General features: G+C 48.7%; 17 protein-coding genes. 9 read left to right on the top strand and 8 right to left on the bottom strand.

All coding sequences use genetic code 11. The annotated features are described in order from the left end of the window. Positions 1–2 precede the first annotated feature (2 nt). Positions 3–614: a glutathione S-transferase family protein gene (locus ACCI51_RS16715; RefSeq protein WP_371844584.1), complete on the top strand. Its 612-nt coding sequence runs from the start codon at positions 3–5 to the stop codon at positions 612–614. Positions 615–745: 131 nt separating this feature from the next. On the opposite strand, the gene ACCI51_RS16710 is transcribed toward ACCI51_RS16715, so the two are convergent. After that, positions 746–3562, bottom strand: a complete 2817-nt coding sequence (locus ACCI51_RS16710; RefSeq protein WP_371844583.1) for a M16 family metallopeptidase — start codon at positions 3560–3562, stop codon at positions 746–748. A gap of 252 nt (positions 3563–3814) precedes the next feature. Beyond that, complete coding sequence (locus tag ACCI51_RS16705; protein WP_299585047.1) at positions 3815–4903, bottom strand: Glu/Leu/Phe/Val dehydrogenase dimerization domain-containing protein; 1089 nt, start codon at positions 4901–4903, stop codon at positions 3815–3817. A 348-nt stretch (positions 4904–5251) separates the two neighbouring features. Here ACCI51_RS16705 and ACCI51_RS16700 point away from each other — a divergent pair, with 348 nt between their 5' ends. From ACCI51_RS16700 to ACCI51_RS16690, 3 genes are all read left to right on the top strand, one after another. Continuing rightward, positions 5252–7219, top strand: coding sequence for a VacB/RNase II family 3'-5' exoribonuclease (locus tag ACCI51_RS16700; protein WP_371844582.1), 1968 nt, complete (start codon positions 5252–5254; stop codon positions 7217–7219). A gap of 118 nt (positions 7220–7337) precedes the next feature. Then, positions 7338–8810 carry an aminoacyl-histidine dipeptidase gene (locus ACCI51_RS16695; RefSeq protein ID WP_371844581.1) on the top strand — a complete coding sequence of 491 codons (1473 nt, stop codon included), beginning with the start codon at positions 7338–7340 and terminating at the stop codon, positions 8808–8810. 781 nt (positions 8811–9591) lie between these two features. Beyond that, positions 9592–9918, top strand: a complete 327-nt coding sequence (locus ACCI51_RS16690; protein WP_371844580.1) for a YceK/YidQ family lipoprotein — start codon at positions 9592–9594, stop codon at positions 9916–9918. Positions 9919–10653: 735 nt separating this feature from the next. Here the strand turns inward: ACCI51_RS16690 and ACCI51_RS16685 are convergent. From ACCI51_RS16685 to ACCI51_RS16675, 3 genes are all read right to left on the bottom strand, one after another. After that, positions 10654–10929 (bottom strand): polysaccharide deacetylase family protein, encoded by a 276-nt coding sequence (locus tag ACCI51_RS16685; protein ID WP_371844637.1) that lies wholly within the window; start codon positions 10927–10929, stop codon positions 10654–10656. 397 nt (positions 10930–11326) lie between these two features. Further along, on the bottom strand, positions 11327–12202 hold the full coding sequence (locus ACCI51_RS16680) for a GNAT family N-acetyltransferase (protein WP_371844579.1): 876 nt from the start codon (positions 12200–12202) through the stop codon (positions 11327–11329). A 99-nt stretch (positions 12203–12301) separates the two neighbouring features. After that, positions 12302–13384: a linear amide C-N hydrolase gene (locus tag ACCI51_RS16675; RefSeq protein WP_371844578.1), complete on the bottom strand. Its 1083-nt coding sequence runs from the start codon at positions 13382–13384 to the stop codon at positions 12302–12304. A 437-nt stretch (positions 13385–13821) separates the two neighbouring features. Here ACCI51_RS16675 and ACCI51_RS16670 point away from each other — a divergent pair, with 437 nt between their 5' ends. The 4 genes from ACCI51_RS16670 (at position 13822) to ACCI51_RS16655 (ending at position 16686) form a co-directional block, all read left to right on the top strand. Then, entirely contained in the window at positions 13822–14220 is a 399-nt protein-coding gene (locus tag ACCI51_RS16670; RefSeq protein ID WP_371844577.1) for a VOC family protein, read from the top strand. A 425-nt stretch (positions 14221–14645) separates the two neighbouring features. Beyond that, a complete protein-coding gene (locus tag ACCI51_RS16665; RefSeq protein WP_371844576.1) occupies positions 14646–15746 on the top strand; it encodes a hypothetical protein in 1101 nt (366 codons plus the stop codon). Between the two features lie 87 nt (positions 15747–15833). Next, positions 15834–16337: a hypothetical protein gene (locus ACCI51_RS16660; protein ID WP_299585064.1), complete on the top strand. Its 504-nt coding sequence runs from the start codon at positions 15834–15836 to the stop codon at positions 16335–16337. Between the two features lie 10 nt (positions 16338–16347). Then, the gene (locus ACCI51_RS16655) at positions 16348–16686 is read left to right on the top strand and encodes a hypothetical protein (protein WP_299585066.1); all 339 of its coding nucleotides are present in this window, start codon (positions 16348–16350) and stop codon (positions 16684–16686) included. A gap of 255 nt (positions 16687–16941) precedes the next feature. Here ACCI51_RS16655 and ACCI51_RS16650 read toward each other — a convergent pair whose 3' ends face one another. Both ACCI51_RS16650 and ACCI51_RS16645 read right to left on the bottom strand, forming a co-directional pair. Further along, complete coding sequence (locus ACCI51_RS16650; RefSeq protein WP_299585068.1) at positions 16942–17787, bottom strand: SDR family oxidoreductase; 846 nt, start codon at positions 17785–17787, stop codon at positions 16942–16944. 322 nt (positions 17788–18109) lie between these two features. Then, positions 18110–18949, bottom strand: coding sequence for a type 1 glutamine amidotransferase domain-containing protein (locus ACCI51_RS16645; RefSeq protein WP_371844575.1), 840 nt, complete (start codon positions 18947–18949; stop codon positions 18110–18112). 912 nt (positions 18950–19861) lie between these two features. On the opposite strand from ACCI51_RS16645, the gene rdgC reads away from it, so the two are divergent. Beyond that, on the top strand, positions 19862–20854 hold the full coding sequence (gene rdgC / locus ACCI51_RS16640; RefSeq protein WP_299585072.1) for a recombination-associated protein RdgC: 993 nt from the start codon (positions 19862–19864) through the stop codon (positions 20852–20854). Between the two features lie 112 nt (positions 20855–20966). On the opposite strand, the gene gndA is transcribed toward rdgC, so the two are convergent. Further along, positions 20967–22487 carry an NADP-dependent phosphogluconate dehydrogenase gene (gndA, locus tag ACCI51_RS16635; protein WP_299585074.1) on the bottom strand — a complete coding sequence of 507 codons (1521 nt, stop codon included), beginning with the start codon at positions 22485–22487 and terminating at the stop codon, positions 20967–20969. Positions 22488–23342 lie beyond the last annotated feature (855 nt).

Below are 23342 nucleotides of genomic sequence, written 5' to 3'. Positions count from 1 at the left end.
CTATGAAAATTTATGAATTTGCAAGTGCCCCGAATTGCCGCCGAGTCCGCATGTACCTGGCAGAAAAAGGGATCGACTCTGAATTTGTCCATGTAGATATTACCAAGGGAGAAAACCTCAGCCCGGAGTTCCGCAGCAAAGATATCAACAAAAAGGTGCCTGTACTGGAATTAGATGACGGTACCTACATCTCCGAATCCGTAGCCATTCAACGCTACTTCGAAGAACTACATCCGGAGCCTGCACTCTTCGGTCGAGATGCTAAAGAAAAAGCGTTAGTCGAGATGTGGACCCGCCGTGCAGACTTCAATTTAATGTTTCCTGTGGGCATGTGCTTTCAGCATGTTTCCGGTTTCTTCAAGGACCGCATGAATGTCTATCCAGAGTTCGGTGAGGATTCCGGCAAACGTGCACTGAAATTTATGGATGCCTTAAACGATCATTTCTCAGACCACGAATATCTGCTGGGCGATTACTTTTCAGCAGCCGACATCAGCATGGTTTGCAGTCTGGATTTTGGCAAGGTACAAAACCTGCGCCCAGTTACCGAAAAACACCCCCACTTGATTCGCTGGCGCGAACAACTTAAGCAGCGCCCCAGCTTCAAGGCCTAACGGTATATTTTTGAAAGGGCTACGCGAACGGTGATTTTTTTAGAAAAGCTCTGTTAGTTTATGCCGAACCGGAAAGCAACCTTAAAAACTGCCCCAACCCGCCTGGATATGGGGCAGTTTTTGATTCGGTATTAATCTTTTGAAGGGAGAACCTCTACCGGACCAATATCCAGAGCCTCAACTTCACCTTTAATCTTGTCGAGGTCACCCACAATGACCCAGGTAAATTGATCTGGGGCCAGAAACTCCTGTGCCGAAGCCTCAACCTGGCCCTTATCGAGTGCAGCTACCCGCTGCGGGTACTCGGCAATGTAATCTTCCGGAAGACCTTTTTCCACCTGCCAGTTAATACTGGAAAGTAACTGTCCTTTCGTCTGGAAGCGGGCACTCTGCTTAAGTACCTCGTCGTTACGGTAATCTTCTAACTCTTTTTCCGTAATCGGCCGACCAGCCAGATATTCCCGGTATTCTTTGATCAGCTCTTTGATCGCCGGGGCAGTCTTATCTGTCTGTACCGGTGCGAAAAGAATATACGGGCGCTGCCCTTCGGTATCCATAGAGACCGCACGGGCACCATAAGACCAGTGCTTATCCTCGCGCAAATTCATATTGACCCGGGAGGTAAACTTGCCAGCAATTGTATTCGCCATGGCATCGAAGGCCTCGGCACCCTTCGGCTGCCAAGGCGGCATTACCAACCCGGCCATAATATAGCTCTGCTGAGCTCCGGGGCGGTCCAAGAGATAAACCCGGGCCTTCTCTGGTCGCTCCACTTTAGCCACATCGATCTTCGGCAACTCCTCTTTTGGTGCCTTCCAGCCTCCCAGCGTTTCGTTAAGCAGCGGCTCAATCTCTTTTTCGGTCACATCGCCAACAACGGTTAGGGTGGCGTTATCCGGGCGCACCCAGGTTTTCTGAAAATTAACCAGATCTTCGCGGGTAATCGACTTGATACCCTCAGGTGTGCCAGAACCCGTCAGGGGCGCACCATAAGGATGCTCTCCACCAAAGAGCAATGGCGGTAATTCACGCAGAGCCAACCCCTGGGGCTGCGCTTTTTCTTGCGCAATTGCATCCAGGCGGTTGGACTTCACCCGCTCTAGGTCGGATTCCGGGAAGCGGGGCTCAGTCACCACTTTGGCAAATAACTCCAGGGAGGGCTTAAGTTGTGACTTGAGTGCGCTCATACTGATTGAGTTGTAATCCAACCCGCTGCCGCCACTGATACTCACGCCCAACTCCTCAGCCCGAGCGCTAAACTCGAGGCTGTCCAAGTTTCCAGCACCTTCATTCAACATCTGTGCAGCCACTGAGGCGAGACCGGGCTTAGTGCTATCTGCGGCTGCGCCGCTGCGAAACTGTAAGTTCATCAGCACTACCGGTGTATCGTGGCGCTCCGCCATCACCACCCTGAGGCCATTTTTCAGGGTGAACGTCTTCTGTTTCGGCAGCTCCAACTCTACTTTTTTATCGACCTCCGGCAATTTACTGCGGTCCGCACCCTCTGTCGCGGCCGTATACTGCTGTTCAGGCTCGATAATCAAGGTGTAGGAGTCGTCTTTCAACCACTGCTCGGCAACATCCTGTACCTCACGTGCAGAAACCTTGGCGTAATCATCAATGCCCTTCAACAGTGCGCCGGGATCACCGAAGTAAAATTCCGAGCGGGCGAGAATATCGCTCTTACCACCAAAGCCACCGGTTTTCTCCAGCCCTTTAACCAGTCCGGCAAATTCCCCTTGCTTAACCCGGCGTAACTCTTCTGCGCTAACACCGTTCTTGGCAAACTGCCGCAATTCGTTATTTAAAAGCTCTTCAACTTTATCGACAGATTGACCGGGTTTTACATCGACCACAATAATCAATTGCCCGGCCAACTGGCGCCCGTAATAAAAGGCACTCACACTGGTCGCCACCTTGTCATCCCGCACTAAGCGGCGATAGAGCAAGGAATTTTTGCGATTCGCCAGCAATGAGGTCATCAACTCCAGAGCCTGCTCCTCCTCACTACCAACCGCCGGCACATTCCAAACCTTATAAATACGGGTTTGTGGAACCCGATCGTGCACGACTTCCCGCTTTTTCACCTGCGTGGGCAATTCCCAATTTTTGATTCGGGGCTGCACCCCCGTGCTGGGAATATCGCCAAAATATTTACGGGCCTTGGCCATAGCTTCATCGACAGTAACATCACCGGCTATCACCAAAGTGGCATTGGCTGGCTGGTAATGATCGGCAAACCACTTTTTAACATCTTCTAGACTGGCATTATCCAGGTCCTCCATAGAGCCAATGGGGGTCCAGGAATAGGGGTGATCCGTGGGGAATGTACTCTTGGCAATAATATCGAAAGCTTTACCGTAGGGCGCATTTTCACCCTGCCGTTTTTCGTTTTTCACAACCCCGCGTTGCTCATCAAGCACTTCTTGGGTGATAGCCCCCTTAAAGTGACCCATGCGATCAGACTCCATCCACAGAGCCATATCCAGGGCGCCTTTGGGCACAGTCGCGAAATAATTCGTGCGGTCGTTACTCGTAGTGCCGTTCATATCGGTGGCACCGGAGCGCTGGAAGGGTTCGAAATACTCACCCGAATAATTTTCACTACCGTTAAACATCAGGTGCTCAAATAAATGCGCAAAGCCGGTTTTACCCTCCGGTTCATCCTTGGAACCCACCTTGTACCAAATATTGGTGGAGACAACCGGCGCCTTATCATCCTCGTGCACAATTACCGTCAGGCCATTAGGTAAAACCTCTTTGTGAAAAGGAATATCCAGCTGGGGCGGTGGCACATAGGCTTTTTTATCAATCGCCGCATCTTTACTGCTGGCGGCAGCCTCCTTGTCCACAGAAAGTGCGTGGGGTGTATTGTCGGCAGACTTGTTACAGCCGGCGAGACCGGCGGTAGCAATAACGACACTGATGAGCACTGGACGCAAGTCCATATTGTCACTCCCTATTAGTAACCGCGGATTCAGAATGGCAAGTTTCGGGGAAGATCCATTCCCCTTATCGGCAATATCCACCCGCAAGATCAAACCACAAACCTAGTGCACCAGCGAGGTGCCAGGCCACTAAGATAACCTTCAGACAAAAAAATGGGCACTAAAGTGCCCAAATAAATACATCACAGAGAGAAGCGATGATACCAATCGCCAGGGATCAGGTCATCGGCACGCCTCTCGTGCCGAATTCGGTTATGCCGCGACAGTGCCGGACTTATTCTCCGTACCACCAGTCACAGAGTGGTGTCCAAAGCGCTCCTCAGCGATACGGTCCGCCACATGTGCCGTGGTTTCTCCGGTCTCATCCGCTCGCTCAAAGACTTCTTTCATGGTGCTGCCAATCGCTTCAATATGTGCACGCACCTCAGCGGCATCGTAGTCGCCCCTCTGCTGATAGTAGACATCGATGATGCCACCGGCATTAATCACATAGTCTGGAGCGTAAAGAACGCCCTTCTCGCGCAGAGCCACCGCATGGCGCTCCTCAGCCAGCTGATTGTTGGCCGCACCAGCCACCGCGCCCACTTTCAGGCGAGAAATCGTATCGTCATTGAGGATAGCGCCCATCGCGCAGGGGGCGAAGAGGTCTACATCGAGGTCAAAAATCTCGTCAGCGGTAACCGCGATTGCACCCAGCTCGGTTACCGCGCGGTCGATATTGTCCTGGAAGATATCGGTTACAAATAGCTCCGCACCGGCCTCTTTAAGGAGTTTGCCCAGGCGGAAGCCCACATTACCAACCCCCTGAATGGAGACTTTCAGCCCCGTGAGGTCTGTTTTGCCCCAGCGATGCTCTACAGCCGCCTTGAGGCCCACAAACACGCCGTAAGCTGTGGAGGGCGAGGGATCGCCTCCGAATTCAGAACCCGCAAACAGGCCGGATACGTACTCGGTGGTCTCACCGATAACACTCATATCGGCAACACTGGTGCCGGAATCCTCTGCCGTGATATAGCGACCACCCAGGGTATTGATGAACTCACCCATAGCGCGCAGCAGCTCAGGGGTCTTTTCTTTGCGCGGATCGCCGATAATCACGGATTTACCGCCGCCGAGTTTCAAACCGGCCATCGCAGACTTATAAGTCATACCGCGGGACAAGCGCAGGACATCATTCAACGCCTCGCCGTCGTCGGCGTATGGCCACATGCGGCAGCCACCCAGGGAGGGACCTAAATTCGTATTGTGTACCGCGATAATTGCCTTGAGACCGCTCTTAGCATCTTGGTAAAACGCCACTTGTTCGTGTTTATCGTAGGCGGAATGGGAAAAAATACTCATTAACTGTTCCTCTCCGGAAAGCCGGTTCTACAGCTGGGGAACAACCACAGCCCTTATCTGTTTTTATTTAAGAGTAAGATTATATCTAGCTTCGCCAGATAAAGTTTGCATATTTTGCACATAACGGCGCAGTAATAGCTAAATCTTCACACAAAATATTTTTTTTTAGGACAGCAAGCCCCGTGGAAATATTGTAGTCCATATGGTCAGTAAACTTGGGGGCAGCTCCAACCTGGCACCTTTGCGCCTAATCAAACGGGGATAGTTTCTTCACGGCCAGAACCCCGTTACCCGCATCATCCTGGTCTGGTAGAATCCGCGCCTAAATCGACCCGAGAGATAAACTCGATGCTGAATGCCGACGCTCTGAAACAACTTTCACAACTGAAAACAGATATTCGCTCCAGTAAGGAGTTTGCCGAGGGCCGGGTTCGCGGCAGCAACGGCAAATTTGGCTTCGTGGAGCTGGAAGATGGACGCGAGGCCTTTTTGCCTCCCAACGAAATGGAGCGGGTATTCCCCGGCGACCGGGTTCGCGTCAGTCTCTCCGAAGAGAAAAAAGGCAAGCTCAGTGCCGAATTGGACTCCTTAATCGACAGTCAACTCGACTACCTGGTTGGACAGTACGTTCAACGGGGCCAGGGGCATTTTATACAACCCACCCAGAACGGCCTCTCACGCTGGATCTTCTTGCCCCCCAAAGCCCGCGGCAAGGCCCAACCCGGCGAGTTCATCGCCTGCAAGATTAACCGACATCCCTTTAAGGACGGTCGCGCCCAGGCAAAAGTAGAGACGGTTATTGGCAAGCCCGATATTCCTGGGATTGAGCACGCCTATGTCGTCGCCCAGTTCAAGCTGCCGGAACAATTTGGTCAGGCGGCGCAAGCACAAGCGCAAGAAATAAGCGAGCAACTCGCCTCTATCGCGGCTGAGCGTCAAGACCTGTCCGAGCTGGGCTTTGCCACCATTGATGCGGAGAGCACCCGCGATATGGATGATGCCCTCTCGGTCACTGCCCGCGACGATGGCTGGACACTGCACATCGCCATTGCCGATCCCTCCAGCGTAATTGCCGAAGGCAGCGCTCTGGATAAAGAGGCCTTCGAGCGCGCCCACAGCCAGTATCTGCCGGGCGAAACCCTTCCGATGCTGCCGCGCCGCCTGTGTGAAGACCTTTTCTCGCTGGTCCCCGGAGAACTGCGCCCATCCCTGGTGGTACATGTCGATATCGAGACCGACGGCAAACTTGGCGAGAGCCGCTATGAATTCGCCGCGATTCGCTCCCAGCACAAGTTGAGCTATATCCAGGTCAGCCAGTTTATCGAGGGCGACGAATCCGCGGTTCCAGAGGAACAGAAACAGAGCCTTCGTAACCTGGCTGCTGTTTTTGAGGCTCGCTCCACCTATCGTGCAAGCCACTCCCTGGCGATGGAAGACCGCCCTGACTACGAGATCCACCTCGACGACAAACGTAAAATTGCACGTATCGAGAAACAGGAACGCAATATCGCCCAGCGCATGGTAGAAGAGGCGATGCTCGCCACCAATATCAGCATCGGCTCTAAACTGGCTGAACTACAACAAGGCTGCTTCTCAGTACACCTGGGATTCCGCGAGGAGCGTATGGGCGAAGTGCGCAGCCTACTCAAAGAGATGCTGCCAGAGCACGCGGAGAAAGATCTCAGTGAACTGCAGCACTACCTGGCCCTGGTAAAACACCTGGAGCAGCATGAAGACTCCCAGATGCAGAACCTTCTGGCAGTACTGAAGCGCATGTTGCGTCCCGGCCAGCTCAACAACCAAGCCGGTGCCCACCTTGGGCTGGGGCTCGAAGCCTATGCCACCGTGACCTCACCAATTCGCAAGTACAACGACCTGCACAACCACCGGGTATTGCGCGCAGCACTGGAGAGCGATACCGCCAAGTCCCTGAGTAATGAACAGATAGAATCCCTTCAGGAAAGCCTGATCCGTGGCCGCCAAGCCAATCGCGCCCTCGAACAATGGCTCTACGCACAATTTATGCAGGATAAAGTTGGCCAGGAATTCACGGGAAGAATCGCCCTGGTCAATGGTGCAGGGCTCGGCGTACGCCTTAATGAATTCGGAATCGATGGATTCATTCGCCTAAACGGCGACAAAAAGAACCTGCCCAGTTTTGACGGCAAGCACCTGACCCTCACCTACAACGAGCATAGCTTCCAGCTGGAGCAGACTATTGGCGTCAAAGTTTCATCCGTGGACGTGGATAAACGCCGCATATCTCTCGAGTTATTAACCAAGAATTCGCCAAGCGAAAAAGCGGCGAAAGAATAAGTCGCTAGAGACCCCCAAAGAGCCCGGCATTCGCCGGGCTCTTTACTGTTGCACGCAAACCGTCCCAACTCAGGACAATGCCTAACAGCCAACCCGTAATAATTAGTCGAGGCCACCAATGAGCAATATTGCTGAGCTGAACCCTAGCCCCTTGTGGAAACACTTCGCCAAACTCTGTGAAATCCCCCACCCCTCCAAACACGAAGACCGGGTTGTCGAATACATCGTGGAGTTTGCCAAGAATCGCGGTCTGGAAGTACAGCTCGACCAAATCGGTAATGTGATTCTTAAAAAACAGGCCACACCCGGCATGGAAGACCGTCAAACCCTGGCCTTGCAAAGCCATGTAGATATGGTGCCGCAAAAAAATGCCGACACGAATCACGACTTCCTTATCGACCCCATTAAACCCTATGTGGATGGCGAGTGGGTTACCGCAGAAGGCACTACCCTCGGTGCCGACAATGGTATCGGCGTCGCTGCCATCCTCGCCCTACTGGAATCTAGAGATATTCCCCACCCGGCTCTGGAAGCGTTGCTGACCATAGATGAAGAAGCGGGTATGACCGGGGCCAAGAACCTCAAGCCAGGTTATTTCGAAGCAGATCTGCTGCTAAACCTCGACACAGAGGATGAAGGCGAGCTCTATATTGGTTGCGCCGGTGGCGTAGATGTTAATGTTACTCTGCCTTACTCTGTAGAGCCCCTGGAGGCAAACGACCGAGCTTTTAAGCTCATAGTGCGCGGCTTGCGTGGTGGACACTCCGGGCTGGACATCGACAAAGGCCGCGGCAACGCCAATAAAATCGCTAATCGCATTATTGACTCTGCCCTGAGGGCCCTTCCTCTATTGCGTATCGCCAGCCTAGATGGCGGCAGCTTACGCAATGCTATTCCCCGCGAGTCCTTCAGTACCCTGGTTGTACCTAGCAGTGCACAGACACAACTACAGGAAATTGTCGAGCGCGAGAGCATTCACATTGCTCGCGAGTTTGATAATGAAGTGGGGCTCGAAGTACGCCTGGAAACCTGCGAAACGCCCGCAAACACCATGGACACGGCGAGCCAGCTGAAGTTGATCCGCGCTATTCGCTCTTGTCCCAACGGCGTAGAGCGCATGAGCACGGCACTAGACGGCATCGCTGACACCTCCAACAACCTCGCTCGCGTGGTAACTGTAGAAAAAGATGGCCAGCATCAAGCTCAAATCCAGTGTCTGGTGCGCAGCCTGTCAGACACTGCCCGCGACCAACACGGGCTGGACGTCGCTGCCACTTTCGAGCTGGCTGGCGCCCAGGCCAAGCTCGAAAATGCTTATCCGGGTTGGACGCCAAACCCGACATCGCCACTACTTGCCCTGATGAAAAATGTGTATAGAGAAATGACAGGCGAAGATGCCGAGGTAAAAGTGATCCACGCTGGCCTCGAGTGCGGCCTTCTGGCCAAGCCATACCCCAACTGGGACATGGTCTCTTTTGGCCCCACCATCCGCCGCGCCCACTCCCCCGAAGAGAGAGTTCATATCCAGAGTGTTGCCAATTTCTGGGATTATTTTATTCAGGTAGTGCAGGCAATTCCCACTCAGTCATAACGACTTTCCTTCCTATTCCTTAACAGTGCAGTCTGTAGAATAGTGCTTATCCCGTCTGCCAGGAGTTGCCTGGGGGCGGGCTACTCCCCCCAAGATACAGAGTTGCCCTATTGAGATTGATCATACCGATCGTAAAAAGGGGTTAATTAAAAATATTTAACCAATAAGCAGAAGCGAACTAATTCACACAAAACAGCACCCTGCGCCTGGAACTTTATTTTAAACTCACGGGTCAATACAATCGCTTTATACAAACACGGAGGAAATTATGAAAAGCGTGACTTCAACTTATATTTTTCCCACCCATCACATCAACCTCAATAAGTTACCACTCGATCCCAAAAGAGCAACATGATCACCATATCAGGATTAAGTGCTAAACAATCAATGGACTCAACGCCTTTTATATTAGAAGTAAGTTAGCCAACAACATTGATGACGAATATGGAAGCCTTTCCAAATTAGAAGGGCCTTTTACCTAGAGCACTCACACGGCAGATGCTAGGAGCATAAGAATTAGAGTGAGAATATTGTACCCCTGAAAAGAGTGCGTCTTTTTTACTTCAGAAAACGGCAACACATTTCCAAACCAACCAAACTGAAAGAACATCTAGACATAAAGCCGCAGGGGTTTCAGCTATCATGTTAACACCCCTGATAAAGATAAATTTTTAACCTGGCCAAACCCCCACATCAAAACAAAAAATGACTCATTCAAAGATATAGAAAAACTAAAACTACATTTCAGCCACCAACCCTAATAGAAAAAGAAAATCACCCCATGAAAATATTAACCTTAATCCTTTGCACCGTCATATTAACAAATTGCGGAACCTTCACCACACTTACCAGTACAGACCGTGAAATTGCCGCAAACCTGAAAAAACAGAAATCCAGCTGTGAGTCTATCCCACGAGTTTACAGCGGATTGTCCTACAATATGTGCAAAATGCATTCATCGAGTGAATCAATAAATGCTGACTTACTCCTTGGTATCTACCTCATCGACAGCGTCATGTCGACTGCAACTGATACAGCCGTACTTCCCTTTACAATCTATGAGCAACACAAAAGTGGAAACATACTGGTCAGATCCAGCCAATACTAGCGGATCACGTATCAATATATAGACCCAGGATTCATACATTGTGGGCTGGCCAGCCAAATCACCTCCGAAAAAGCTCCCAGCCCCCTTCGAGCCATAACTGCATGGGAAATGCAGGTATGGTTTAGGCAAAACCTGAAGAAATAGGCAGCAACCTACTTGCAACGACTTACATAGCCTTTAAAAAAATCACGTGCCCCTGTCTATACTCCGTGCCTTAAAATAGCTATAGGCACTGTAGTTACAGTGGTAATCGTTGATCAACTGGAGGTCTCATGGCTACCTTCGGGATATGTCAGTGTCGATATACGTCTAGCAGCCTCGGAGTTCTTGATGAAAATCCGCTACAACAGAGGTAGAGAATATTAACCCGACAGCTTTATAAGAATTACACTGACATAAGTATCAAAAAATAAAATAGACCTGAAGCGTGTTAACAAACGTAAACGCTCAGATTGCAGCAGGTTATTTCTCTGAGCAAGAACTATCTTACAACCTACCCAACTTAATTATAGCTCTGCTGTGGATGGTAGGACCACCAATACCAGGCAATTTCCTCCCGTCGGCAAATCCATACGTGCCTGCACTTCTGGAATTAGGCTAAAAATCGAACTAATGCAATGGCTCACGCAGGGTGACCGCTGATTCGGCCTTACAACCCAACCGACATCATTTTTGCATGCCCCCACCTTCCCCCCAAAGAAGATCAAAACTATTCTTAAGAATCTGAAAAAACCCTCAGCACAAGCACAACCATTTGGGAGAATGGTAATGCATATCATTATTTACCAGTGCATAAGGGATAATCAACCTCCACCTCGACTCCAAGCACCAGTAAGAAAGGCCACCATTATAGGCATCAGAGCTGTAGAGCAATTCGGGTACTTCATCTAAAAGACTTCGAGTATTTTTGCTGGTTCGACCTGTGTACCAGCTAATTTCTTTTTTTCCTGTTAACCTCTCAATAGAGTTAATGGTAATTTGAATATGTTCTCGCTCCACCTCCTCACAAATATTCTGATAATCTAACCATCGATAGCCGTGCCCAGCGATTTCATGCCCCGGTTGACTAACTCCTTAGCAAGAATGGGTTTTAACTCAAGGCCAATCCACTTGCAAATACAGTTATCTGTAAGCCTTTCGGTGCAAAAATATCGAGAATACGCCACTCCCCCTACCCTACTGCCCTACTCATATATACTTTCAACAATTAGGTCTCTTTCCCCAAGCCGTGCCCCTCGACCAGAGAGTTCATGCAAGTAAGCTTCAGATTGATTATCGCCATTAAGAGTGCAGGATTCTGCACCTTCCTCCTCAACATTTAAGGCAAACTGTACGGCTATCCGAGCTCCATTTGGCCACTCAGGTGCAGGCGGTTTTCCAGCGCAACCCTTTAGAGCGCGGTAAGCCATTAACCTAACTCAAAAGTTGTCACACCAAAGATTCGCTCATGAGCGACATTAGGTATAGAACCAAGATACATACGCGCACAACCAAAAATCTCTTTCATATTATATCTTTGTGTCAACTCCATAGCTTTCGGGTTATTTTCCGGGACATCCAGAAATATCGAGTTACCTGAAGCAAAGCTTGCCAGTTCAACCAGAAGAGAGTCTGCCACTTTAATAGTGTTCGCAAATAAGGGGCCCACTTTAAAACCTGTTCTGCAGCGACGAATCAACCCGTACCCACGCAACTCTCCTGATTGCACTAGGCCTAATGCACGAGAGTCTTTCTGGCAAAGCCAGGCTCTCAGGAAGCGCGCTCTTTGTGTTGAGAAGCAGGAAGTGTCGTATTCAAGCAATTGCGTAAAAGGAATTTCAGTAAGAGGCAGCACTTCATGATTTCGGGTATCATTTAATTTATTTTCAATCGGTATTTCCATACAAAAACGTAGATTACGATGGGAAAATACAAAACCACCCTTGGCATAGAAATTCTGCATCTGAAATGCGGCATCGAGACCAACACTTGCCCCAGGCCTAAGCCGCTCAAGCATTCGCTCGCACATGAGATACCAAAGTTTACGGCCAAATCCAAATCCGCGGTACTCAGGTCTTATAATAAAAAATCCCATAAACCCATAGTTACCTCCATAAGAGGCAATAGAACCTGCACCAATCAAACCTTTCTGAACTTCGGCGGCTATAAATGCTTCAGGATTAGTTTCCCAGAACACTTCCGCATCGTGCCTTCCCGGATTCCACCCTTCATGATCTGCCCAATCAACTAGAATATCGATCTCTGATCGACACATATTTCTTATTGCAAGTATATCTTTCACCATCACTCCCAACTTAAAAGATCAGCAGAGTAAAAACCTTCCCCTGCCTGAATCAAAGGTCAGCCTCCTCATTCAGCGACAGGAATGCCTTACAAGCACTCTTTAATTTTTTGCTGCAAGAAATTTGAAAGGCTGTGCAGGCTTAAGCTGCGAAGATACTTCCCCCCCAGCATCATTGGGAGCATCCATTTTCATGGATAAAACCTTTGCACCTTCTTTAAAATTTAGATTATTAAAATCCAACCATACCACTGAGGGATTGATAACTGAGTCAAAGTAATACCGCATCCTCTTTTGATCTATTACCGAGCGCCACAATGTCGAGGCTATATTGGGCTTAGCCGGATTACTCATCCCCAAAGGCACACTGACTGCACGCACTTGGGAGAACACAGAAGCGATTGCGGTCCTGTGATCCTTAAATTTTGGTGATGATTTAAGGGCATAACTAGCGCGGACAAAACGATCTGCCGCACTAATAGTGCCTGGTAAAAAATTATCCCCGCCTATTTGGCTCCAATAGGTATTAATTGCAAGCTGCTGGTTGTAAACGGGTGAGTTCGTCATCACCTTGTACTGCTTACCATGGTGCACTTGTAACTTTCCATTGATATATTCAAATATTGCCGAATCTCCACTTGGGTCAGAGATCGCAATATGAGCCGTTGCAGGTTTACCATCGGGAAGGTTGGCGCTCACTACGGTAAATGGATCCGCCTCCATTGCCTTAACTACTTCATCCACAGTTGCGTAATTATCAAGGATATATTGTAGCCAGGCCCCCACAGATATCGTTGGCTTACCACGTTTTTTTGCATTTCCATAATCGGCTTCAGCTAAATAGAGTAGGTTCCCGGCCAAGCCAGCCTCATTGAGGCCATCTGACGTTGCCGCCTCATAAATACTAATCACTACCGAGCCGTACTTCGAAGTCCAGGTTATGGAGCCCTCACCTACACCACCATTCCTCTGCATCCCTTTAGGAAACAACCAAAAATTCATTGCCGCTTTAGCATCACTCCAATCCATACTCCGGCCGGTAATATATGACCCATCGCCAGCCTCATAAAAAATCCGGGTACAAGCGCGAGCTTCCTCTTGAGTCAGGATGAGTATCATCACCAAAGTACTAGCTAGGAGACGGGGAATAAACCTTATAGCGTTCGTATGCTTCTGAACGTTCATTTCAAGCTTCCTTTTGAGCTTTTTTACTAACCACTTTGCATACCCAAACCCGCCAAACAACTCGACAGGCTATATATTGGGGTATCTGTATGGGATAACTTTAGCTTTTATGGATAAAGAAAAAGCTATTTTACAAAGAAGGAAGCGATACTAATTGAGTGCCCCCCAGGAAAGGCATCTAAATACTCATTCTTAGGTAAACGCTGCGACTAACTTTGGGCAAAAACACACAGATAGTCTCAATCTTTACTTTTAAATAAAAAGTATCGCGTCATTACACCTTCACCGACCTTAGATACTGGGCATCTCCTTAAGAACTTGGCGCCATAGACACTTTCGGAATTTAATCTTTCAGAATTTCAGGTAGAATCCATACCCAACAAGGCGAATCCATATACCAAAAAGAAAGTGAGACTTCATCGTTAGGAGAATTTCATATGAATACCATAGGTAGGCTCGTTATTCTTGTTCGGGATTACGAAGAGGCCATAACATTTTATCGGGACAAACTCGGCTTTGAAGTTTTTGTTGACTCAGAGGAATCATCATTAAGATTTGTTCACCTTCGCCTACCTCAGCAAAAGGATATGGGAATTTGGCTTTTAAAAGCTTCATCTAGCGCACAACGGGATCAAGTCGGTAGGCAGACTGCAGGTGAACCCTGCGCCGTGATTTATACAAATAATTTTGATTTTGATTATAGGCGCCTTTCAGAAAATGGGGTCCACTTCACCAAGCCACGCTGCGCGGATACAAATGCCGAATTTGGGCATTTTGTAGATCTATATGGTAATGAATTTGTACTCGTGGAACTCAAAACAGTCGCTGCTGATTAGTACCACTCTTCAAAAGAATCCGCGGTGTAACCTATGTTTACTCCGGCGATTACCATTTACCTACAACCTCAATATTCAAAATCAGTTTCTCGTTCTGTTACCAAGCAATAAATCCTACTCTTGAAAAAATGGTGTTTACTTCTCACCGACTATCACATATAAATCGAACAAGAATCGCGATATCAGTACCAAATTAAACACCTATCACGCCTCTTGATCCGGTTAAATCTAACCACAGATCAAATTTTCGGCACTGGAATGTGCCACTGCCAGCTCAACGCCGGCGTGTAACCGCATAAAAGGAAGTTTATTTCTTACCGCAATACCAGTCGAAATAGTAACCGGCCTCTTATAGCAATAGCTCTATGGGCGTCAGTTCCACTGGTGGAGAAGCCCACGCTTCAACACAACCATTTGAAGATACTATGAAAAGAAGCTTAATTATGTTGGTTCCTGGGCTTACCAGGGTTACCAGTACCGCACAATTATCTGAATTTAGTGAAGGGCTGATCGCCGCAAGCGAACGTATGCCGCTTACCCCTATTGCAGACCCTTTGATTCCTCCAGGTGTACAACGCCTACGCGTAACCGCCACCGGGCAGGAGCTTGAACTCGATCTCGTTGAAGCCTACTGGAATGACCTGGTACCCAGTATTACCCAACAGACACTGAAGACCCGATTAACCCGCGGCTTTTCACTCATCTGGTTTTGGTTAGCGAACCTGCATATCTGGAAGGGGGTATTGGGTCGTAAGTACCTAACTTTTGGACTGACTTTATCGGCACTGGCATTTCTAGTTTGGTACCTAGGTACTATTATATTGTTCGTGGAAGCCATTGAGCCCGCCGCTGATAACCCCTTATTTCCTCTCGTGAAGGAGCTTAAAAGATCAGTAGAATATATCGGTGGCTGGCGGATCTGGGCCGTGGCCACAGCTATTGTGGCTCTAATACCAGTTTCCTTGTTGGTAGATATCTCCGATTTCTGTAAGCGCTATCTTACCAATGAACCCGCTGCGCGCGGGAAACCAGCTGTACGCTTTGAAATTATTCGACGGGTCCGCGAGCAACTGGTGAGCAGCCTGGCACTGGGAGACTATGAGTCGGTTACTATCGTTGGTCACAGCTTTGGTAGCGTGGTGACGGTAGACCTATTTGCCGACTTGCCCTCCTTCGGGATCCCCGTGCGTATACTGACCATGGGCTCTCTGATCGAGGTTCTGGGCAAACAGGCGCCCTGGCTACAAAACGAAGTTATGGCATTATCGCAGCGCGAAGATCTCATTGAGTGGATCGATATTAAATCGCACTCAGACTGGTTTGCCAGTGGTTCCGCTGTGCCCGAGACCCACCATTGCTATGAGCGAATTATCGGCTCCTACGGCACTTTCCCTGACAAAATTGCCGCTAAGGTACACTCCCGCTACTTCGACAATCAAGAAGCGGTAAGGCTTTTACTTTCGTACTTTGAGCGGCAAAATAATGCAAACATTCCCAGCGACAAAGCCACCCTGGAGACAGCTTGATCCATTAATAACGTAAATTAATTGCTCCGGAGAAAATAGCGGAGCATTTCGAATATCAACAATACGCCAATAGCAAGGAGAATAGAGATGTCGCCCAGCCAGCCAATGAAGGTTATTTCGGCCCTAAGTGTTTTTCTGGCAATTCTAGTCAGTAGCTGTACCCAGCTGGCCCCCAGATATGATGCGGAGCTCTACTCAGACCTCACCGAAGTGAATGCAGAACTCATGCAGTTCTTTTCCTCAGTTTCCCATGGCACCAGCAGAGATTCCTACACAGAGAGGAACCAAAACTATCATTCCCTGATTGGTAAAATTGATGCGATGGCCCTGCAATCCAATACCCGCCCAATCCCCAACAAAGACACTTTGGAGGAAATCAATAACTACCTGAATTCCAAAGGAACCAATATTGTCTTTGAAGCTGAGCCTCCCAGCGTTGCCTCTCTAGAGAGAATTTCCAGCAGCCTCAATCGGATGCGTGAAGAAGACGAGGATAAGGGGCTGCGTGCTACCGCTGTTGCTCTTTTCAAGAATGAGATTGTGATTTCCATGGACCAGGCACTGACCTACGAAACTTTTTTGAACCGCTAAGGACTTCGACATGTCACTTGACGTAAACCAGCTGATTTCCAATATCAAAGATGCAGCCTCTTCAATTATCAGCCACGATGTTACTGAGATACGCGGTTTCTCAGAACGTCAGCTGTCTGCTTTGGCTCTTCAGGCAAAGCTCATCGCCAAAGCTATCGTGACGGAAGAAATAGACGAAGACTTAAGGGACTATTTCCTGGACTCCCTTGAGGATATGGCCCTGAACTTTGCCAAGACCTTACGAGGTCTGCTGGCAGTCACTATTGAGAAAGTCTGGAATGCGATAATTGGGGTCATTTGGTCAGCAATAGAGGCCTGCACGGGGATATCACTAAAAGTAGCCTCTTAATCACCGAGGCCTCTCCCCGGTAGCTCACTCTAATGTGCTACCGGGCTTTCTTTGTAGTCTACAACTCTATTGAACTTGATTTCTTTAAGGGAAATTTTTGTTCAAAATTTGGGGCTGCCAATAGGAATATTAGGGAAATCACCGACTCTCATTGACACTACACAGAACTTTTCATCCCTATTCGTTTGATGTGACTTACCCTGCTCATCTGCATTAAGGTAAAAATCAAACCTCTCAATTTTTACCACTAGGCGATCAGGACTCCATATATTTTTTAAAGGCATCGGCATAATCTGGGTGCCAGCGGGATAAGGGTGGCCTATCTTCAATGATATCACCAGCGGCCCAAGCTATACGCTTATTATCCACCTCACGAGTTACGTCATTATCAGGGCAAAGAATATAAAAATCGCCCTGTTCAATTCGCTCTAACATAAAATCAATAACTTGATCTGGGGCCCAGGCCGACTTGGGTTTTTGCGGGCTGCTAATCATCCCCGTATAGGTAAACCCTGGTATTAACAAGTGTGATGCAATCCTATTATTTTTACTGCGAGGACCACCTTTATAAGATAGCTCTCTGAGCTGATACTCAAGTGCTTCAGCTACCACTTTTACTGCGGCTTTACTCGCATTGTAGGCGGGATTGCCTGGAGGTGTTGTTATACCCTGTTTAGATCCTGTATTAATCACTAAAGAGGCATGTTCCTGTAAAATAAGCTGTGGTACAAATACATGTATGGAATTAACAACACCCCAAAAATTAGTATTGATTATATTCTCCCAGCTGTCTAAATTGTCCCAACTCTTGGTTGGGTAGCCAACACCAGCATTATTCATAAGAAGGTCTATTCGACCAAATTGCTCAACAACTTCAACCTTAACCTTCTCCAGTGATTGAACATTTCCGACATCCACAACGAATGAAAGCGTAGAGTCAGGCAAGTCCTTTAGAGCCTTCGAAAGTTTTTCTTCATTCAGATCGATTAAACCGATTTTCATCCCCACGGATGCAAATTTCTTTGCCGCTGCCAAGCCAATTCCATCAGCGCCGCCACTAATAATTGCAACATGACCTTCCTGAAATATTGAGCCATTCATAGCATCACCAAGCGATAAATTTAGTAGTAAAAGAAGTATGGGAAAGATCTACTGTCTTAGCAAAAAAACAGTAATACCTCAAACCTGGAAAACCCCTTATGGACCCCAAATTTCCGATGAATAAAGCTTCACCAGAAATTTTTTGATCAACCCCCAAACTACAAAACTACAAAACTACAAAACTACAAAACTACAAAACTACAAAACAAATATCGTGAATGGGGAGGATAAAATGCAGAGGTCATACATAGTACAACCTAAAAATAAGCCCAATCATTAAGGCTGGGCTTACAGAAGGTTAAAATATAAACCTGTATGCAGGTTATTTCAGCATTTTTAGCATTTTATTAGCCACACCCACTGCTGATGCAGGGTTTTGACCAGTGATCAGCTCGCGATCAACAACAACTTTCTCACCCCAGTCAGCTTTTGAGCGCTTGTAATCGCCGCCGGCATAAGTCAGCGCATCTTCCGGGGTATAGAATAACTCATCTCCCTTCAAGTAATATTTAGTTGCCGTTGCCTCTTCAGTATTGCTGAAAGACGTAAGATCGTAGTTTTCGTAAATCCAGCCAGTCACAGACTTCGGTTCTTCACCGCGTTTCATACTGGCTTCAAATTCTTTACTATTAGGCAGTGCCGACAATAATGCGGCTGGACCATGACAAACCAGTCCTGTTGGCTTTCCCTTTTTGTTAAAGTGGATCAGGAATTTACCCAGTTTTTCATTGGCGACAAGATCAGCCAGAGGGGCATGTCCACCGGGAACAAATATCGCATCAAAATTCTCAATACCAATTTGTTCAATACGTGAGAAACTAACAACTGGAGAGTTGTTCGGGTCAGTTATCTTTAATTCCTCAAGCAATGAGTTATGCGCGTCATAATATTCTTGATCCTTTTTATAATGATCGAGAGTATCAGAGTTTACATCGAGAGTGGGCGCCATTCCCTTTGGTGACGCAAAGGTCAGGGTGTGTCCCTCATCCAGAAAAATCTTAACCGGTTCCATTAACTCATTACTGTAAAAACCAGTTTCATATTTGGTGCCTCCTTTTAACATCATCTCAGATGCATCAGACATAACCACCAAAATATTGTCGGCGAATGCTACCGGACTAAATAGCAGGGCTGCAGCCGCTATCACCTGTTTAATTTTCATCTTAAAAACCTCTTTAAGTACATTTGAAACGTGGGCTCCATTGTAAGTGTTGGCAAAAGAGGCACAATCTTGCATTTTGAAACTTAATGTTCTTGTTTTAGAAACAGTTAATTTTAAAAATTCCTACACTTAACATCAGAGGCATGGCGTCTTTGGACCTTATAGAATGGAGGCACAAAGTCCTGGTCCGGTGGTCATTTTTGTTTGAATCGGCATTTTTGGCATCCTCATATTCACTTAAGAATGCAATCTGTCAGCCCTTATCAATTTCACTACCACCAATGCCGCCCAATGGACTGTAGCAGCAAACCCTCGTGCCACATTAAGCCGCTAACTTGCTGGTTTTCCCGCTTGATGTGATGACCTTCCCAACAATAAGTAACACCGCCAATACCTGATACCTATTCTCTCTGCACTACGATCGAACGCTCCCCAGTCAATGAGTGACCGCTCGGACAACCTCAACTTAATTACCATTGCGAGGTTAGACTGTTGGTTTCTGAACACATCGCACCAGCTATAGAACTCCGACCCGATTCTTCGGCAAGGGAAGCTACCGCCACAACGCACAGGCATCCCACTCCGATGAGATCTTGATTACCCTCCTGGGCCTAGCTTTCAAAAGACGCAGTGACGTATCCGAACGGTGCTGCTTTATTCAATGAAGCAGATTACTGTTGCATGACAGTTCCAGGACCTGACTCCCGCCGATTTTGTCAAGGTAGCCGGATCCTACCATCTGAAGTGACGCAAAGCTTGGGAGATCTCTATTCAAAACTCCCAAATCATCTCCTAAAAGAAGCAACCTGAGAGAAGACAATCTGGCATTTGGAAACAGCTCACTAGCTGCTTCGCCTCAGTTTCCGCATAATTGACGGCCGCACACGCAACTGAATATAAATGGCCTGATGTATGTGGTTTAAAAACCTTCGTATTTACCGCTTAACCAAAGAATTTAGCCTGGACGCCGAAAAATTGAACGAATTGCTGGAGACACAGGCTTTTGTACCCTGTGGTAGCCAGGATTCCGCCCGCTACGGCTGGGTCCCTCCATTGGGGCGCCATGGCAGCCAACTGGTGCACGCCACCAATGGCCACTTAATGATCTGTGCAAAAAAGCAGGAAAAGGTACTGCCTGCAACGGTCGTGAATGAAAAAGTGGAGGAGCTTGCCCAAGCCATCTCCGAAAAGGAAGCCCGCCAGGTTGGCCGCAAGGAGCGGCAAAACCTCAAGGATGAAGTGCTACTGGAGATGCGCCCAAAAGCCTTCGCCCGTTCGCGACTGCACTACGCCTACATCGCCCCGCAGGATGGCTGGGTAGTAGTGGATGCTTCCTCAGCCTCTGCCGCGGAGGAATTACTGGAAAATCTGCGCGAAGCGATCAGCAGCCTTGCGGTAATACCGCTTTCTGCCAAGAATCTGCCACAGCACACCATGACCCATTGGCTTACCGCACCCGAGGCCCCCGCACAGTTCGAATTTGGCCACGAATGTGAACTGCGTGACCCTAAAGACAGCGGCAGTGTGATTCGCTGTAAAAACCAGGATCTGTGTGCGGAAGAAATCCACAACCACTTGGTGGCTGGAATGCAGGTACACAAACTGGGCCTCGTCTGGCGCGGAGGAGTGGAATTCCTGGTCGACGACCAGCTATCCCTGAAGCGGGTAAAATTCAGCGATGAGTTGCTGGAAAAGGCTGACAGCGCCGATGCGGATAACGCAGCTCTGCGCTTCGATGCGGATTTTGCCGTAATGACCCTGGAAATCTCTGCCCTGCTCAAGGACTTACTTGCTGCTTTCGGTGGAGTAAACACTGAGTCAGTCAGCGTAGAGGAAATCGTGGCCAAAGCCTCCCGTGCAGAAGTCGATAACTTGGCACGAGAAGTGGAAGAAGTGGTGTTTTGATCACTTACCCGGCACGATGTGCCAGGTAAGCCCGCCAGGGAGAGCACTATATCAACTCTCCCTGCGGGGATTCTCCCAGATCGGGGCCGGGGAACCCGGCTTGATCAGAGCCTTATATTTCAGTAATGGGGCGACCCGGCTCACTCCACTGGACGTGATACTTGCGCTGCTCTGGCTGGTCCACTCGGGAGAATGTGTGGGCACCAAAGAAATCCCGTTGCCCCTGCAACAAATTCGCCGGCAGTGATTCTGTGCGGAAAGCATCGTAGTAGCTCAATGCAGAGGATAGCGCCGGCACCGGTATACCATTCAGCGTCGCACTCGCCACCGCCTGACGCCAGTTAGCCTGGTGCTCAGCTATTTGCTGGGTAAAGAAGTCATCCAGCAGCAGATTGGAGAGCTTGGCATCGCGTTCATAAGCATCGCTAATCGACTGCAGAAATACCGCTCGGATAATACAGCCGGCACGCCAGATACGGGCAATCTCAGAGAAGTTCAGCTGCCAGCCCTGCTCCCGTGCAGCCAGCTTCATCAAATCAAATCCCTGTGCATACACACAAATCTTGGCGCAGTACAGCGCATCATGTAGCTGCTGAATCACTTCCTCGCGCTGCTCCGCAGCCACCGGGGAAATTTCCGGGCCTTTCAGTTTTTGTGCCGCGCGAGTTCGTAGGGCTTTGCGAGTAGATAGTGAACGGGCATAGACCGCCTCGGCAATACTTGGCGCAGGGCAGCCAACCTCGAGACTGCTTATTGCCGTCCACAACCCGGTACCTTTTTGGCCGGCACGATCCAGGATTACATCCACCAGCGGCTGCTCAGTGACCGAATCCAGGGTAGACAGGACTTCCGCACTGATACTAATCAGGTAGCTATTCAGCGGCCCTCGATTCCACTCGCAAAACACCTCGGCAATTTCTGCCGGAGACATCGCCAGTGCACTGCGCATGACATGATAAGCCTCGCAGATCATCTGCATATCGGCATACTCGATGCCGTTGTGCACCATCTTTACGTAGTGACCGGAGCCGATTGGACCAATATAAGCGGCGCAGGGCTCCCCTTCACGCACAGGATTACCCGGCTCAAAACGCTCAATGGGCTGGCCGCTGGCCTTGTCTACCTTGGCTGCGATGGCATGCCAAACAGGCTCGATACGGCTCCAGGCGTAGCGATCTCCGCTAGGCATTAATGACGGCCCGAAGCGCGCCCCCACCTCGCCACCGGATACGGCCGTGGTAAAGAAAATCAGTTTGCCTTCATAGCGTTTGGCACGCTCAACTGAATCGGTCCATAAGCTATTGCCAGTATCCACCACGATATCATCGGCTTTTAGGCCCGCATCCAGCAGCTTGCCACAGACATCATCCACGGGCGCACCCGCCGGCACTGACAGAATAATCAGGTGCGGTGCTTTTACCTTTGCCAACAGCTCGGTGTACGAATTACAAGTTTCCACCCGCGCGGGCTGTTCGCCGCGTTCTTTCTTGTCCTGCTCCAGCAGTGCATTGAGCCGATTGTGATCCAGGTCGAAAGCACAGACCCTGTAGCCGTTATCCGCCAGGTTCATGATCAGGTTCTTACCCATCACACCGGCGCCGATAAAGCCAATATCGCACTGTGAATCAGACATCAAGTTCTCCGTATAAAGATAGGGGGCTTTCAGGGGCGCGGAGTATAGCAATATGAATCCAGAGCCGGGAGAGCAAAAACCCAACAAAATCCATCCTGGATACCTTAAAACAACCTGCAAAAGTCCAAAGCAGCGGTAGGGGTCTCGCCTTGAGTAGCCCCCCACCTAGAACACCTGCGGGCCTACCCAACCTGATTTAACCTATATCGACTGGGCCGGAAGCAATACATACAGGGCTCTTGAAACACGCAGTGAAGACATCCCTATATGATTGGGATCGATATCTATGCCTCATAGGATCTTCGAGCACAGTGAATTATTACCCACCATCCTTCAATTAACTCGAGGGTTCTAACTAAGGCGTAGCGTGATGGCACTTTATCATCCACTCCTGCTCTGTAACTTCCTAAAACAGATTTCAAGTTAAATAGCGCTTTAACTGGTGCAAACAGGGAAGGAGGACCCAACCTCCAAAAAGCGATCACCAGCCGTAGCCATTAGACGCTGCAAACTCACGTCTCAGAAACCTTACCGACTGCATTCTATTCATAGAAAAAACTTATGATAAAGAAATTCTTAGCTGTACCCGCTTTCGGCGATAGTGGTATTTAAGGAGACTCTGAAAAATGGCTTTCTAACTCTGCATTAGGTTTCACACAGCAAAAAAATGAATGTTTTTTAGTCAAAAATCAGGTTTCCATACGTATTTAACCCCATTTTCATTCCCTGAAATCTGCGTTTTGCAGATTTCAGACGCACTGGTCCTAGTGCGGAAGATATTTTTTTCCAATTAATAAGTTGGTAAAGCCGGCCAGCATACACAGACGCTGGGTGTTTTTCTTTAAACCTCGATAG

The sequence above is a fragment of the Microbulbifer echini genome (assembly GCF_041447225.1).
GTDB lineage: Bacteria > Pseudomonadota > Gammaproteobacteria > Pseudomonadales > Cellvibrionaceae > Microbulbifer > Microbulbifer echini.
This window is presented reverse-complemented; position numbering and strand designations above follow the sequence as displayed.